Origin of the sequence: uncultured Prevotella sp. (genome assembly GCF_946407605.1) — a bacterium.
Classification (GTDB): domain Bacteria; phylum Bacteroidota; class Bacteroidia; order Bacteroidales; family Bacteroidaceae; genus Prevotella.
The window spans coordinates 71653-87007 of the sequence record NZ_CAMJOS010000001.1 but is presented as its reverse complement, the minus strand read 5'-3'; the positions used below and the strand labels follow the sequence as shown (position 1 = coordinate 87007).

The 15355-nt window shown below is 50.8% G+C and carries 8 protein-coding genes; all 8 read left to right on the top strand.

Annotated elements, in window-relative coordinates; all coding sequences use genetic code 11:
- Positions 1–13 precede the first annotated feature (13 nt).
- The 8 genes from Q0R57_RS00400 to Q0R57_RS00365 all read left to right on the top strand — a co-directional run bounded on the left by Q0R57_RS00400 (position 14) and on the right by Q0R57_RS00365 (position 15320).
- On the top strand, positions 14–1789 hold the full coding sequence (locus Q0R57_RS00400; RefSeq protein WP_294742739.1) for a fasciclin domain-containing protein: 1776 nt from the start codon (positions 14–16) through the stop codon (positions 1787–1789).
- Positions 1790–1802: 13 nt separating this feature from the next.
- Positions 1803–5114 carry a SusC/RagA family TonB-linked outer membrane protein gene (locus Q0R57_RS00395; protein WP_294742738.1) on the top strand — a complete coding sequence of 1104 codons (3312 nt, stop codon included), beginning with the start codon at positions 1803–1805 and terminating at the stop codon, positions 5112–5114.
- Between the two features lie 134 nt (positions 5115–5248).
- Positions 5249–6976, top strand: a complete 1728-nt coding sequence (locus Q0R57_RS00390; protein ID WP_294742735.1) for a RagB/SusD family nutrient uptake outer membrane protein — start codon at positions 5249–5251, stop codon at positions 6974–6976.
- A gap of 11 nt (positions 6977–6987) precedes the next feature.
- Positions 6988–10998 carry a glycoside hydrolase family 2 TIM barrel-domain containing protein gene (locus Q0R57_RS00385; RefSeq protein ID WP_294742733.1) on the top strand — a complete coding sequence of 1337 codons (4011 nt, stop codon included), beginning with the start codon at positions 6988–6990 and terminating at the stop codon, positions 10996–10998.
- Between the two features lie 9 nt (positions 10999–11007).
- Complete coding sequence (locus tag Q0R57_RS00380) at positions 11008–11862, top strand: hypothetical protein (RefSeq protein ID WP_294742730.1); 855 nt, start codon at positions 11008–11010, stop codon at positions 11860–11862.
- Between the two features lie 169 nt (positions 11863–12031).
- Complete coding sequence (locus Q0R57_RS00375) at positions 12032–13072, top strand: hypothetical protein (protein ID WP_294742727.1); 1041 nt, start codon at positions 12032–12034, stop codon at positions 13070–13072.
- 216 nt (positions 13073–13288) lie between these two features.
- On the top strand, positions 13289–13750 hold the full coding sequence (locus Q0R57_RS00370) for a hypothetical protein (protein ID WP_294742725.1): 462 nt from the start codon (positions 13289–13291) through the stop codon (positions 13748–13750).
- Positions 13751–14396: 646 nt separating this feature from the next.
- Positions 14397–15320: a FimB/Mfa2 family fimbrial subunit gene (locus tag Q0R57_RS00365; RefSeq protein WP_294742722.1), complete on the top strand. Its 924-nt coding sequence runs from the start codon at positions 14397–14399 to the stop codon at positions 15318–15320.
- Positions 15321–15355 lie beyond the last annotated feature (35 nt).

Sequence of the window (15355 nt, the reverse complement as noted above, 5' to 3'; positions counted from 1 at the left end):
AAAATAAACGATTATGATGAGTATCAAGAATTTATATAACGGCTGGAAGGGCATGGCATGCTGCACTGTTGTGGCTGCCATGACCCTCACGGCATGCTCTGACTGGGACGACCACTTTGATGCCAACACGTCGGTGTTGGAGTCACAGCATTCTTCCCTGTGGCAGAACATAGAGAAAACGGGCAATCTCTCACAGTTTGCCTCACTCTTGAAGAAGACAGGCTACGATGAACAGTTGTCAGCCTCTCAGACCTTCACGGTATGGGCTCCTGTCGATGACTCTTTCGACTATGCCACATTGTCTAATCAGAGCAATGACCGTATCACCAGAGAGTTCATCGAGAACCATATCGCTCGTAACAACTATCCGGCTTCAGGACAGCTTGACCAGAGCATCTATATGCTCAACGAGAAGAAGATGCTCTTCTCTGGGTCATCACAGTATGATATCCAGGGCGTCTCATTGGTTACTCCTAACCTCAGCAGCTGCAGCAATGGTACACTCCATGCCATTAAGGGACGCTTGCCTTTCCTGTCAAGCATCTATGAGTCTCTCGTCAACTTCGATGATGAGATCGACTCTATCAGCAGCTATATCTTAAGCTTCGATGAAAAGAAGATCGACGAGACCAAGAGTAAGAAAGGTCCTGTGACCAATGGTGAGCAGACCTATCTCGACACGGTCTATTACGAGCACAATGATCTCCTCGAGATATACGACGCTTATATCAACAAAGAGGATAGTAGCTACACCATGATTGCTCCTACCAATAAGGCATGGGACAAGGCCATGGCTACCATCCATAGCTATTTCAACTATGTGCCCGAGTTCGAGTTCATCGAGAAACCTGCTGACTCAAGGGTTGTCGAGAAGGTGAAGATCCAGGATGCTGTGGCCATGCAGGACTCTATCTCTAAGGTGGCCATGATCTCCAGCTTGTTCTATAACAATAACATCTACGACAACAAGAAGCTGAAGAACCTCAAGGAAGGGGAGACCCTCAACTGCGACTCTTTGGTATCTACCAGCCGTGTGAAGATGTATGGTGAGGATGCTGCCGACCTGTTTGCCAATACCAAACGTATCGAGAACAGTAACGGCTCTTTGTGGGTGACCACTGACGATACCCTGCGCATGCGCACCTGGACCATCTGGAACCCCGAGATCCGTCTTGAGGCAGAAAACTTTACCTACTGGGCTGACTATGCCAGTGTCAATGGCGAGCCTGACATCAAGACTGTCAACAAACAGAACGAGGAGGTGCTGGGCACCATCTCTAATAACAGGTATATCGAGGTGGAACCGGCCAGTAAGTCTGTGAACCCCGAGATATTCTTCTACCTCCCCAATGTACGTTCTACAGAGTATAGCGTCTATGTGGTCTTCGTACCTGCTAACATCAACAGTAAGTACTATGCAGAGCCGCTGAAGAAGAACCACCTGGAGTTCACCTTTGCCTATGCTGACGAGAAAGGAAAGATGACCGAGGAGGTGATCAAGGATATTGACACTGCTGTCGACACCCTGCAGAACGTACCGGGCATGACGGCAAAGGTTGATACCACCTATGTGGGCGATATCACTTTCAAGACATCGTATGTGGGACTGTACACCTCTGATCAGAGCTACGCCCCCTATATGCGTATCAGAAGTCGTGTGAGCAGTAAGCAGGCGGCCACCTATGACCGTACCATGCGTATTGACTGCATCATCCTTCGTCCGAAGGACCTTGACAACTATATCAAGGCTCACCCCGAGTATAAATATGACCGAGGTCTCTACAATTAAAACAGATTGAGTTATGAAAAGATACAATATTTTATTCCTGTCTCTTTTAGGTCTTTTTACTGCCATGCCTGTCTTCGCTCAAGACGATGAGGACATGACTGAAGAAGAGACACCGGTAGTGAAAAAGGAAAAGAAAGTAGTATTGCCCACCTATCCCACCATGGAGGTAAAGGGTATCTGTGTGGATGCTGCCACGAAGACCCCGTTGGCTGGTATCATGGTCAGGGCCCTGGGTAATGCCAACTATACCGCCATGACCGACGATAATGGTGAGTTCGTGATCAAGGTGCCCACCTTCACCACGGCACTCTATGTCCACACCCCAGAGTATCTCAGCCAGCAGGTGGGTATCGGTCCTGCAGGACGTGTATTACGTATTGAGATGCTGCCCGACAGTTATCGTCCTATGTACACCGACCAGACGGATATCACCGCTCAGGCTTCTCAGAGCCTGCCTAACACCACATCACAGACCATCGAGACCGATATCGAGGGTGTCCTTGGTGCCGATGTGCGTGCCATCACACGTTCTGGTGGTCCTGGCTATGGCACTGCCATGTTCATCCGTGGTCTTAACTCTCTGACAGCCAATGCACAGCCGTTGATTGTTGTCGATGGTGTTGTCCAGGATATGCAGCAGACACGTGCTGCTCTGCATGATGGCGACTATGCCAACCTGCTGTTGAACATCAACCCCGAGGATATCGAGAAGGTCACGGTATTGAAGAATGCCACGGCACTCTATGGTGCCAAGGGTGGTAATGGTGTCATCCTCATCGATACCAAACGTGGTCACTCTATGGCCACCCGTATCGATGCTAACGTGGGTGTGGGTGTCTCTTTGCAGCCTCGCCTGCCCAGTCTGATGAATGCAGCAGAGTATCGTCTCTATGCTTCTGAGATGCTGGGAACCTATCCCACCATCAGTCAGTTCACAGACCCCACCACCTTTAAGTTCCTCATCGATGATCCTACGAAGTATTACTATGGCATGTACCATAATGATACCGACTGGACCAAGGAGGTCTATCGCACTGCCATGACGCAGAACTACAACATCAATGTGCAGGGTGGTGATAATATCGGTATGTACAACCTCTCACTGGGTTATACCGATGGTCAGAGCACTGCCAAGGATAATGGCTTCAACCGTTTGAATGTGCGTTTCAACACGGATATCAGCATCCTCGATAAGCTGTCCACACGTTTCGATATGTCTTACACCAAGATCAATCGTGATGTGTTCGACAATGGTGCTCCTGAGGATCTCACAGCAGGTCCTGTGTCATCACCCACATTCCTGGCGCTGATCAAGTCTCCTATCCTGAATCCTTATACCTATAATAATGTGGCACGTAGCTTCTCTTCAACGCTGTCTGATGCTGATGACTTCCTGACCATGCTCGACGAGAACCTCAGCCTGGGTAACCCCACGGCACTGCTCGCCAATGGTAGCGCCATCAACAAGAACCGTATGGAGTCTACACATTTCAATGCAGTTATCGCACCACGTTATGAGATCAATCGCCAGCTGACGCTCACCGAGACCTTCAGCTATACGCTTGATCGTATCTCTCAGCGTTATTATCGTCCGAAGGATGGCATGCCCACCTTCCTCATCGATGGTATCGGTAGGGTACAGAACAAGGTCGTGTCTATGTTCTCCAAGGAGACCAGCATCAGCAGTGATACGCGTCTGCAGTGGGAGAAACAGATGGGCGAGCATTATGTGAACGCCTTCGTAGGTGCACGCTTCCTGTCGTTTGCCTTCGATGACAACCAGCCTGATGGAATGTACTCCAGCGCTGGTAATGACCAGACGCCTAACCTGAGCACCAATATGGACTTCTATGGTGCCACAGGTGCTAACGACGAGTGGCGCAGCCTCACATGGTATGCCAACGTTGACTATAACTACCGCAATCGTTATTTCGTTGAGGCTTCACTGGCCGTGGAGAGCAGCAGCCGCTTTGGTAAGGAGGCTGATGGCATCAAGATTGGTGGCGTGAAGTGGGGACTCTTCCCCAGCGTACAGCTGGGATGGGCCATCACTAACGAGTGCTGGTTCCCCAAGACCAAGGGCATCAACTACCTGCTGTTGCGTGCTGGCTGGGATCTCAGCGGTAACGATGATATCAGCAACTATGCTGCCCGTACCTCGTTTGGTGTAGGTAAGTACCTGTGGAAGGCTTCTGCTGCCCAGCTCAATAATATTGGTAATGAGGAGATCACCTGGGAGCAGACTCGTAAGCTGAACGTGGGCTTCAAGGCTTATTTCCTCAACAACCGCCTGGGTGTTGACTTCGACTATTATCACCATCGCACCAATAACCTGCTCACCCTGAAGAACTTCGATAATCCTGTGGCAGGTATCAACACCTACTGGAGCAATGGTGGCTCACTCACCAACACTGGTTTCGAGCTGTCTGTCACTGGCAAGCCCATCGTGGCTAAGTCACTGCAGGTGGAGGTAGGTGCTTCTATGGGCCATTATGTCAACGAGGTGAAGTCGCTGCCTAACGATAACCTTATCTATGTGGGTGGTCAGCAGTCAGCTCAGGGCTATACCTCTTCTATCTATGGCACCGACAATATCGCTACCATCGTAGGACAGCCTCTGGGCGTGTTCTATGGCTATCGCACCAAGGGCGTGTTCAGCAATGATGCTGCAGCCCGTGTGGGTATTGTCACAGCTGAGAATCCTGAGGGTTATCTCTATCTGAAGGATGAGACCAAGACCAACCAGTACTTCAAGGCTGGTGATGTGTGGTTCGATGACCTCAATGGCGATGGCATGATCTCCGAGGCTGATAAGACCATCATCGGTGATCCTAACCCCGATATCTATGGTAATATCTTCGCTAATATCACCTGGAAGAACCTGTCGCTCTACATGGGCATCAACTACTCGCTGGGTAATGATGTGTACAACTATCAGCGTAGCATCCTCGAGGGTGGTAAAAACTTCTATAACCAGTCCACCACGATGACCAACCGCTGGCGTGCTGAGGGACAGCAGACTGAGGTGCCTCGTGCTACCTATGGTGATCCCATGGGCAACAGTCGCTTCAGCGACCGTTGGATCGAGGATGGCTCTTATATTCGTCTGAAGACCCTCCGTCTCAGCTATAAGGTGCCTGTACAGTTCGACTGGCTGCAGGGTCTCTCCGTATGGGCTGAGGCTAATAACCTCTTCACCGTGACCCGTTATCTGGGTAGCGATCCTGAGTTCTCTGTCAACAATGCTGTGCTCTATCAGGGCATCGATGCTGGCAATGTGGCTCAGGGACGTGCTTTCACCCTTGGCATGAGAATTAACTTGTAAAGGTAAAACAGTAAAAAGTAAAAACAGAAAAACTTATGAATACATTCATTTTCAATAAGGAGAAGGGTTTGGTGAAGTTGCTTTTACCTCTTTGCCTTTTTACCCTTTTACCTTTGCTAAGTAGTTGTGAGGATATGTTCGAGACAGAGTCTGACCGTCAGATCTTTGACCCTGCTCTCGACCAGAAGACCGACTCTATGTTCTATACGTTGGGCATCCTCAAGGGCTTACAGCAGGCTGCCGACCAGTATGTGCTCACTGGTGAGATGCGAGGCGACCTGGTGGCTACCAATGCCTATACAGAGGCCGACCTGCTCGACTTGGCTGACTTCTCAGCTGATGTCACCAACAAGTACGACTCGGCCTATCTGTACTACCGTGTCATCAACAACTGTAACTACTACATTGCCCATCGTGACACCACACTGCTCACTGGTAGCCGTAAGGTGGCCATCCCCGAGTATGTGGAGGCGCTGGCAGTACGTGCCTGGGCTTATATGCAGTTGGCCAAGACCTATGGCGAGGTACCTTTCTATACCGACCCGCTGGTGAGCATTGGCGATGCTAATCGTAACCTGCCCACCAAGGACCTCCAGGGCATCTGCGATGAGCTGTCTCCCGAGATGATGAAGTACAGTGGCACACCTGTGCCTGCCTATGGCAATATCGATGATGGTAAGGGTAAGACCATCAACTCATCCAAGGCTATGCTGCCTGTCGATGCAGTGCTGGGCGACCTGTTCCTCGAGACCCATCAGTATGCCCTTGCTGCCCAGTATTACTTCAACTATATCTTGATGAACAAGCTGGTCATCCATCAGGCTTATCTCTATCCTGGTGACTTCAGTCAGATTGACAGGGAGACACTGCCCAAGGATATTGAGTTATACCGTAATGCCAATGACGAGAGCCGCTTCGACTGGAGCAACATCTTCAGCATGTCCAGCCCGCAGGATATCGTGACCTACATCCCCCTGGCTTCTAATAAGTTCCGTGGTGAGGTCACAGAGCTGCCTCGTTATTTCGGTTATGACTTCTACAACACCAATGTGACATCAACGAATGATCGTTATCTCGTAGAACGTCAGATTGATGCCTCTAAGACCTATACCCAGCTCAACAAACAGCAGCTGTGGTATTACATGCCAAGCACGGCAACAGATATCGTGAAGACGCTGGAGCTGGGCGATATGCGCCAGTATGTCACCATGAAGCAGGTCTCCAAGGAAGACTCTATCTTCTCTGTCATGACCAAGTTCTTCAGTGCCAACGTGCCCATCTATCGCACAGCCACTATCTATCTGCGTCTGGCAGAGGCCCTGAACCGTATGGAACAGCCTGAGGCTGCCTTTGCCATCCTGAAGGATGGTATCAAGGATGACCCTGCAGCCACGTATAACTATTTCCATCCCAGCAACTACGATGGTCGTATGGGAACGCTCGAGTTCCTCACCACCAAGGTGCCCTTCCTGTCCACCGAGAACAGTGCTGTCTTCGACAACAACTGGGGTATCCACAGCCGTGGTACCAACTACACCCAGGGTGCTTTCTCACCTTATCAGATGGACTCTCTGGTCACTGTGAAGCTCAACGAGTTCAAGACGGCCTTTGGCATCACGCCCACAGGCAATCTCAACGATACCATCAATGCCATGGAGGATATCATCTGTGATGAGATGGCCCTCGAGCTGGCCTTCGAAGGCAATCGTTTTGGTGACCTCACTCGTATGGCGCTCCATAAGAACGAGGCTGGCCTCTATGGTGCTGACTTCGGTTCACGTTGGCTGGCCCGTAAGCTGGCTTACAAGAACCCTAAGAAGGACCTGACAGACAAGAAGAACTGGTACTTGCCGTTTAAATAATACCGCAACGCATGAATCTAAGAAGAAATATTCTTGGCATAGTGGCACTGACATCCCTCAGTGCCACTTATGCACAAACGGGTAAGGAGTGGGACGACCCTGCCATTACCAGTGTCAATCGTGAGGTGTCACACACCGTGGCACTGCCCATGGCCAGCGAGGCTGATGTACAGCAGAACAATCCTAAGCTCTCGCCATACTATCAGTCGCTCGATGGCGTGTGGAAGTTCTATTGGGTCAACACACCCACAAAAGCCACGGCAGCCATGTGCGCCAAGGACTATGACGATGCCTCCTGGACCGATATCGATGTGCCCAGCAGCTGGCAGGTGTGGGGCTTGCACCACAACAAGTCATGGGATAAGCCCCTCTATTGTAATGTGGCCTATCCCTTCTCGTTCAACGAGTCCACGTATAGTGTCATGGCCAGTCGCCCCGATTGGTTCCAGTACAACAGCAGCATGCCCAATCCGGTAGGCACCTATCGCAAGACATTCAACGTGTCTGCTGAGATGCTCACCGACCATGATGTCTATGTGCGCTTCAATGGGGTAGGGCATGGCTTCTATCTCTGGGTCAACGGACAGCGTGTGGGCTATAGCGAGGACTCTTATGTGCCGGCCGAGTTTAATATTACCGATTATCTCACAGTGGGCGAGAACGTCATGGCCCTCCAGGTCTATCGCTTCACCAGTGGCTCTTTCCTTGAGTGTCAGGACTACTGGCGCCTCACGGGTATCCAGCGTCACTGTTTCCTGTGGGCAGCCCCCAAGGTCCAGATCCGAGATTATTTCTTCACTACCGATCTCGATAACCAGTATGTCAATGCCACTGCCTCTGTGCAGTGCACCATTGAGGGTGCCATCACTGATGGCATGACCCTCGAGGCCAAAATCCTCGATGGCGCCACAGTTATCGCCTCTCAAACCTCACCTCTCACCTCTCACCTTTCACCTCTCAAATCAGAATCCTCACCTTTCACCTCTCACCTTTCACCTTTCACCTTGGAGGTCAGCGCACCACATTTGTGGTCCGCTGAATCTCCATATCTCTACGATCTCATCCTGACGCTCAAGGATGCCGAGGGCCATGTCAAGGATATCCGTGGTGGTAAGGTGGGCTTCCGTGAGGTGGGCATCCGTAGCGATGGTGCGCTGATTATCAATGGCAAGCGCATGGTGTTCCATGGTGTCAACCGCCATGATTTTTCTCCTGTGAATGGTCGTGCCATCACTGATGCTGAGATTGAAGAGGATATCAAGACCATGAAGCGCCTCAATATCAATGCAGTGCGCACCAGTCACTATCCCAATGATCCTATCTTCTATGATCTCTGCGATAAGTACGGCCTCTATGTGCTGGCCGAGGCTGATGTGGAGTGTCATGCCTATCAGAAGCTCTCCTCTGTCCAGCTCTTCCGCAATGCCATGGTAGAGCGTTCCGAGAACCATGTACGTTGGATGCGCAATCACCCCTGTATCTTCATCTGGTCGTTTGGCAACGAGAGTGGCGGTGGCGAGAACTTCAAATATGTGGCGCAGGCCATCAAGGCGCTCGATAAGACGCGCCTGACGCATTATGAGGGCAATAGCGACTATGCTGATGTCTCCTCTTCGATGTATGGCAGCTGGGACTATATCAATATGATAGGCTCACAGCGTCAGGGCAAGAGTGGTCAGCGCCCCCATATCCAGTGCGAGAACTCTCACTCTATGGGCAACTCCATGGGTAATGTGCGCGATATGTTTGACCTCTACGAGAAATATACCTGTCTCACGGGTGAGTTCATCTGGGACTTCAAGGACCAGGGTCTGCTCACCAAGACCTCTTCTGGTCAGGAGTATTGGGCCTATGGTGGCGACTTTGGTGATAATCCCAACGATGGTAACTTCTGCATCAATGGTTTGGTACGTCCCGACTGGAGCCTCACGGCTAAGTCGTATAACACCAAGAAGGTCTATCAGCCCCTGGAGTTTAAGGCCATCAAGGGCAAGACCAATCAGTTCCGCTATAAGAACAAGATGGCTTTCCTGCCCAGCACCACCTATGATGTGCGTTATACCATCGAGGATGAGGAAGGCACCGTCCTTGCCACAGTCCCCATCGATCAGGAGGTCGCCCCCAATGATAGTACAACTATCACTATCGACCTTTCACCTGTCACCCTTCACCCTTCACCTGAAAAAGAATTTTTCCTCCATTTCGTAGCTTCTCAGAAAGAACCCACTCTCTGGTCTGAAGCCGGCTACATCGTAGCCGAGGAGAAACTCCCTATCCAGACTGCCGAGAAGCCTATGTACGACCTGTCAGCCCTGAGCAGCTGCGAGAACCTGGAGGTCGCAGAGAACACTTCCTCAGTAACCATCTCCAATGGCCAGTTCAAGGCGGTGTTCAGCAAGACGCAGGGCACCCTCTCCAGCTATACCTATCATGATGTGCAGCTGGTCAGCAAACCCCTGTTGCTCAATGTCTTCCGTTTGCCAACCGATAATGATGGCCATCAGAGTGGCAGCTGGGATAATATGGGCCTGCGTAAACTTACCGTCAAAGGCACAGGCACAGATGTGCAGACGGCTGACGATAAGAAGACGGTGACCCTCACCATGAACAGCACCCATACCGGTAAGAATGGCGTGTCGTTTGCAGTCACCCTGGGCTTTGTGGTGTGTGCTGATGGTACGTTGATGGTCAACGCGATGATTCGTCCCTCTACCGAGGGTGCTATCATCCCCAAGATGGGCTTCCGCTTGGAGATGCCCGCTGGCATGGAACAGCTTGCATGGTTTGGTCGTGGTCCGTGGGATAGCTATCGCGACCGTAAGGAAGCCTGTCTGCCTGGTATCTGGCAGAGCACAGTGACAGCCCAGCGCGAGGATTATATCCTGCCGCAGGAACATGGCACCAAACAAGAGGTGCGTTGGCTCTCTGTCACCAATGATGAGGGCACGGGTATGCTCTTTGTAGCCCCCGACCAGATGGCAGCCTCTGCTGTTCATTTCCGTGCAGAGGATAACTATACCGATCGTGGTAATCGTTCTAAGCACACCTATCAGTTCAAGACCTGTAACACCACCGTGGTGTCTCTCGATGCTGCTACCCGTGGCTTGGGTAATGCCAGCTGTGGTCCTGAGGTCCTCGAGCGCTATGAGCTCCGCATGGCTCCCACCTCTTTCCGTTTCTTCCTCCGACCTCTTACATCTTCCATCTTACATCAGACATCTTCCCTCGCTCGTTACGAGCTCCCCATGTGCTCGTACGTGCAGGTTGAGCGTCAGTCCAATGGTCGCATCAAGATGACCACTCCCACCAAGAATGCTGAGATCTATTACAGCATCGATGGTGGCGAGTATCAGAAATACTCAACGCTGATTAATCATGTTGATGCCTGCACCATCCAAACCTATTGCACAGCCGATGGTCTGCTGCCCAGTCCTGTGGCAACCTATGAGTTCGACTATTATGTCAACAAGAGCGCCTGGAAACTGGTCAGTGCTGACAGCCAACATAGTGGCAACGAGGCGAAGCTGGCCTTCGATGGCAAGAACAACACGTTCTGGCACACGGAGTATCAGGGCAGTGAGCCCCAGTGTCCACACACCCTGATTGTCGATATGTCAGCCCTTTATAAGGTCACAGCCTTTACCTATCTGGCTCGTCAGGATGGCTCTCAGAATGGTATGGTCAAGGCCTATGAGGTCTATCTCAGTACCGATGGTCAGACCTGGGGTACGGCAGTGGCTTCGGGTGAGTTCAAGAACACCACCTCTCTGCAGGTGGCTAAGCTCAGGACCCCCAAGGTGGCGCGTTACCTGAAGTTCGTGGCTAAGAGCGAGATCAACGGCAAGGCATGGACCTCTGCTGCTGAAGTAGGCATCCAGGCTGAGGCTGATGTCACGGCCATTCAGCCTGTGACCACACTAAAAACCTCCCAGTCCCTGGTGGTCTATGACCTCCAGGGCCGTCAGGTGTCTCACCCTTCCAAGGGCCTCTATCTTTCGCAAGGAAAGAAAATCTTAAAGTAAAATACAGTGATGAAAAAACTCATTTCTTGTTGTCTTCTCGCCCTTCTCCTGTTAGGCTGTGAGAAACCGGAGTTCGAAGCCGGAAAGAAAGGGCAGGACGCAGAGGCCAATCTCGTGGTGAGTGTGTTCCAACTGGAGCAGACGCCTTTCTCTGCCATCTCCCGTACCCCTGCTGCTGATGCCTGCACACGCCTGAACTTTGCCGTTTACGACGAGGAAGGCTCTCGTGTCAAGCAGGTCAACCAGACCTCTGCCGAAGCCGATTTCGGCAAGGCCTCCTTCCAGCTCGCCAAGGGCACCTATAAGGTGTTGGTCGTGGGTCATAGCGCCAGTGGTAACCCCACGATGACTGACCCCGCCAAGGTTCAGTTCACCAATGCTACAGGCTATACCGATACCTTCTATTACTATCAGGAGGTGACTATTGGCGATACCACTCAGAACCTCTCTGTGACCCTTCATCGCAATGTGTCGCTCTGTCGTTTTGTCATCACCGACGATTATCCTCAGAACGTATCCACCTTACGCTTCCAGTATAAGGGCGGCAGTGGTGCCTTCAATGCAGCTACGGGCTTTGGCAGTGTCAACAGCACCCAGACGCTTGAGTTCAGTGCCTCTGCGGGCAAGAAACAGTTCGACCTGTACACGTTCCTGCACGACACCACAGGCACTATCCATCTCACGGTGACAGCGTATGATGCCAATACGAATATCCTCCACGAGAAAGAGTTCGACATCCCCATGATCCAGAACCAGATCTCCTGGTTCTCCGGTCCCTATTTCTCTGACTCCAACGCCCAGACCCTCTCCTCCACCATCGATGTCGACACCGACTGGGAAGGTGATATACACTACACGTTCTAGGTGAAAGGTGAAGGGTGAAGGGTGAAGGGAGAATAGAAAATAAATCTGTGCTATCTGTGATATCTGTGTGACATTATCATGGTGAAAGGTGAATGGTGAAGGGTGAAGGGAGAATAGAAAATAATCTGTGCTATCTGTGATATCTGTGTGACATTAAAAAATAATATCTGTGTGCGAAAATATTAAATCGTGGTACGTGATGCTCCACTTGAAGCCCCAGCTCATCGACATCATGTTGCAGAAGGAGAACGAGGCTTCCCTGCTTGGCGCTGACGCTGAGCCGGTGGAGTACTTCATTCCGTTTTTGATGATGCAACGTCTGCCCGATGACCAGGCCATCCGTAATGAGCTCCATAACTTCGTGTTTATCCATGCCACCGAGGAGCACATCCGTAGTATCGTCGATTCCGACTGGAACCGTGGTGCGCGTTTGCGTATGTATCACTATCGCAATCATGAGGGCCAGCCCATCAAGGTGTCCTCCTCCGAGATGCAGCTGTTGCGCGAGACCATCCAGAGTCGCCAGCTGAAGTTCTTCTTTGGTCATGCCATCGACGAGATGACTGTGGGTGATACCGTCTGTGTGCAGATGGCGCCCTGGGTGGGCAAGAAAGGCACCATCACCAAGATGGCTGTCAAGAAGGGCAAGCTCAATATGACGGTGCGCATCGATATTGCCGACAACCAGTGGAGTGTCAACTTCACCGATGTGAAGGAGGGCGATGTCATCTTCGATGATGCCAGCAAGGAGCGCCTGCTCAGTGGCAACCTCCTGAAGAACTTCGAGAAGGAGATGGTCGAGATCCTCGATAATAAGTACTGTCGCAAGGTCTCTGAGTTGGAAGCCCATCGTGACACCTCCCGTGTCACGCGTATGTATGGCTATTCCGAGATCTCGATTGACAATCCTGACGACCAGAAGCGCTTCACGGCCCTGATGCTCCTCTGTGCCTATCTCCTCCACGATGCAGAAGCTCGCGATGCCTATACCTCTCAGCTCCGTGAGTGGCTTGGCGAGAATACTGAGGCCGCATCAGCTACCGATGCCTATCTCATGTTAGTGCTCTTTGTGGTCACGCGCAACCCCATTTTCCGTGATGCCGTTAAGCGCTATCGCAAGTCCCATCCCGACGACTGTCCCGACATCATCCGCCAGCTCCTCAAAAAGGTCAAGGAACTTAAAGCCAAAAAGGTGAAAGGTGAAAGGTGAAAGGTGAAGGGTGACAGGTGAAGGGTGAAGGGTGAAGGGTGAAAGGTGAAAGGTGAAGGGTGACAGGTGAAGGGTGACAGGTGAAGGGTGAAGGGTGAAGGGTGACGGGAGAATAGAAAAAATCTGTGAGATCTGTGATATCTGTGTGACAAAATTTTGCGAATATCAATAATTCTTCCTATCTTTGCACCCAAGAACCAAAACAACGATAGAATTATGACTCAACTCAACGATAAAGACCGCAAGGCCCAAATGGCGGATATGAAGTCGTTCGACGAGGAGATGCCCTCAATTGGCATCTTCTGGTACGACCCTCAGGATCACACGCTGTTTGGCGTTGGCAAGAAGGAAATTACCCCACGCGAGGTAGAGGAGGCAGCCCAGAAGGGCGTGCCCTTTATTAACTATCCTCGCTTGCATCGTCAAGTTTGGATGAAGGAATACTTCAAGGCTCAGGCAAAGCATGTCCCCTCTAAGTTCACGGGCGACTATACCCAAGTTCCTCGTGGGCGTGTGGCTTGGAATATCGACAAGTTCATTGTGCTCGTTGGCCATTGGGCTGAGCCTGTGCAGGAGGAGCTCTCGCAGTTGATCGAGGATACCTTCCACTTGCCGTACTTCGAGTTCGTGTATGCGGAGTGTCCTCCCATTGAATTGGGAGGAACGGCTTCCGCCTAGGAGGGCTAATCTATTCAATCCATGGCTGGAGTGGCGATATGCCAGGTACACGCTAAGCCCCGAGAGGACAAGTAAGGGTAAAACATATAATTCCCGTTAATATAGCCATTAATTTTCCATTAATATTCGTGTCATTACTGCGAGCACTCGGGGGTCTTCGACAAATCTCGTGCGATTCTTGCTACCATCGGGACGCAAGAAATTCGTGGTTTTAAAAATATATCTGTGTTATCTGTGATATCTGTGTGACCTTATCATGGTCAATGGTGAAGGGTGAGTGGTGAAGGGTGACGGGAGAATAGAAAAATATCTGTGCTTTCCGTGTTTTCCGTGTGGAGTTTCAAATTTTTGTTTTTTTTAAGAGAAATCTCAAAATAAATTAGTATCTTTGCACCCGAAACAGGTCGCAAGACCCTAAAAACAGGTGATTCTGCCGTCGGAAGATGGCATGCTTTTGTGTTGGTTATTCGGGACTCCGCAGGTGCAGATGATCTAATTGATAAGCCTAATAAGCTTAGAATCAATGTGTTACGTTCGGTAATAGTATTTACGCGGACAAGAAATAGTTATGTCATAACCGACCAGTTTCAGAAAATGAGTGAAAAATCATGATATTAGTCAATAATAAATAATAACCAAACTAACAATGAAAAAGACAATTTTCGTGGCAGTTTTTGCACTGCTGGCTGCTGCTTGCAGCAACGATTGTAATGATGATGAAGTAGAAAAACCCGTTGAAGGCAGTGATGTCACTGCCCCAGTTACGGTTCATGTCAATGATTTCTCCATCGTGATGGAGAGTCTGGCCGCTGAAGGCGGCACAACGCGTGCTGCTGATGATCCCGCCAGTTACCAAGGGGTAGGGGCTATCGACCTGGTGTTTTTTGATGCAGCAGGTTCCATAACGTATTCTAAGACACAATATAAGGCCGATGGAGGCACCTATACCACCTTTGGTGAGTTTACTTGCAATCTGCCCGTAGGCCATTATACGATGGTGGCCATCGGTCGTGGGTATTACGATGGCGATGGGTTTATACTCACCAGCCCTACAGAGGCAGCCTATACCAGTGAGCGTCCGAGAGAAACCCTCTGCAAGGTACAGAGCATCACAGTGACCAACACTTCTCCGTTGGACTTCGATGTCACCCTCGACCGTATCACTGCCATGCTCACCATCCAGTCTACTGATGGTCGTCCGGCAGGAATCTCTAAGATTCGCACTACCTACTCTAAGGGTGGCAAGAGCTTTAATCCTACCACAGGACTGGCCACTAGCAACACAGGTTTCTGGCAGACCAACTCGCCTTCTGCGGCTGTGGGTAGCACTATCAAGGTCAATAGTTGCCCACTCCTGGCCAGTGCTGATGATGAGGAAGAAAGGATTGATATCACCATCGAAGTGCTCGATGCCGGTGATAATGTGCTCTTCACCAAGGTAGTGAAGGATGTGCCCTTCAAGCGCAACAATATCACCATAGTGTCTGGCAAGCTCTTCACCCCTGGCTCCTCTTCCTTCGGAATCAAGCTCAACACCGACTGGGGTCCCGGGTACGAGGTAACTTTCTAGTTGAAAGGTGAAGGCTGCGAGTAAGCGAGAACAGA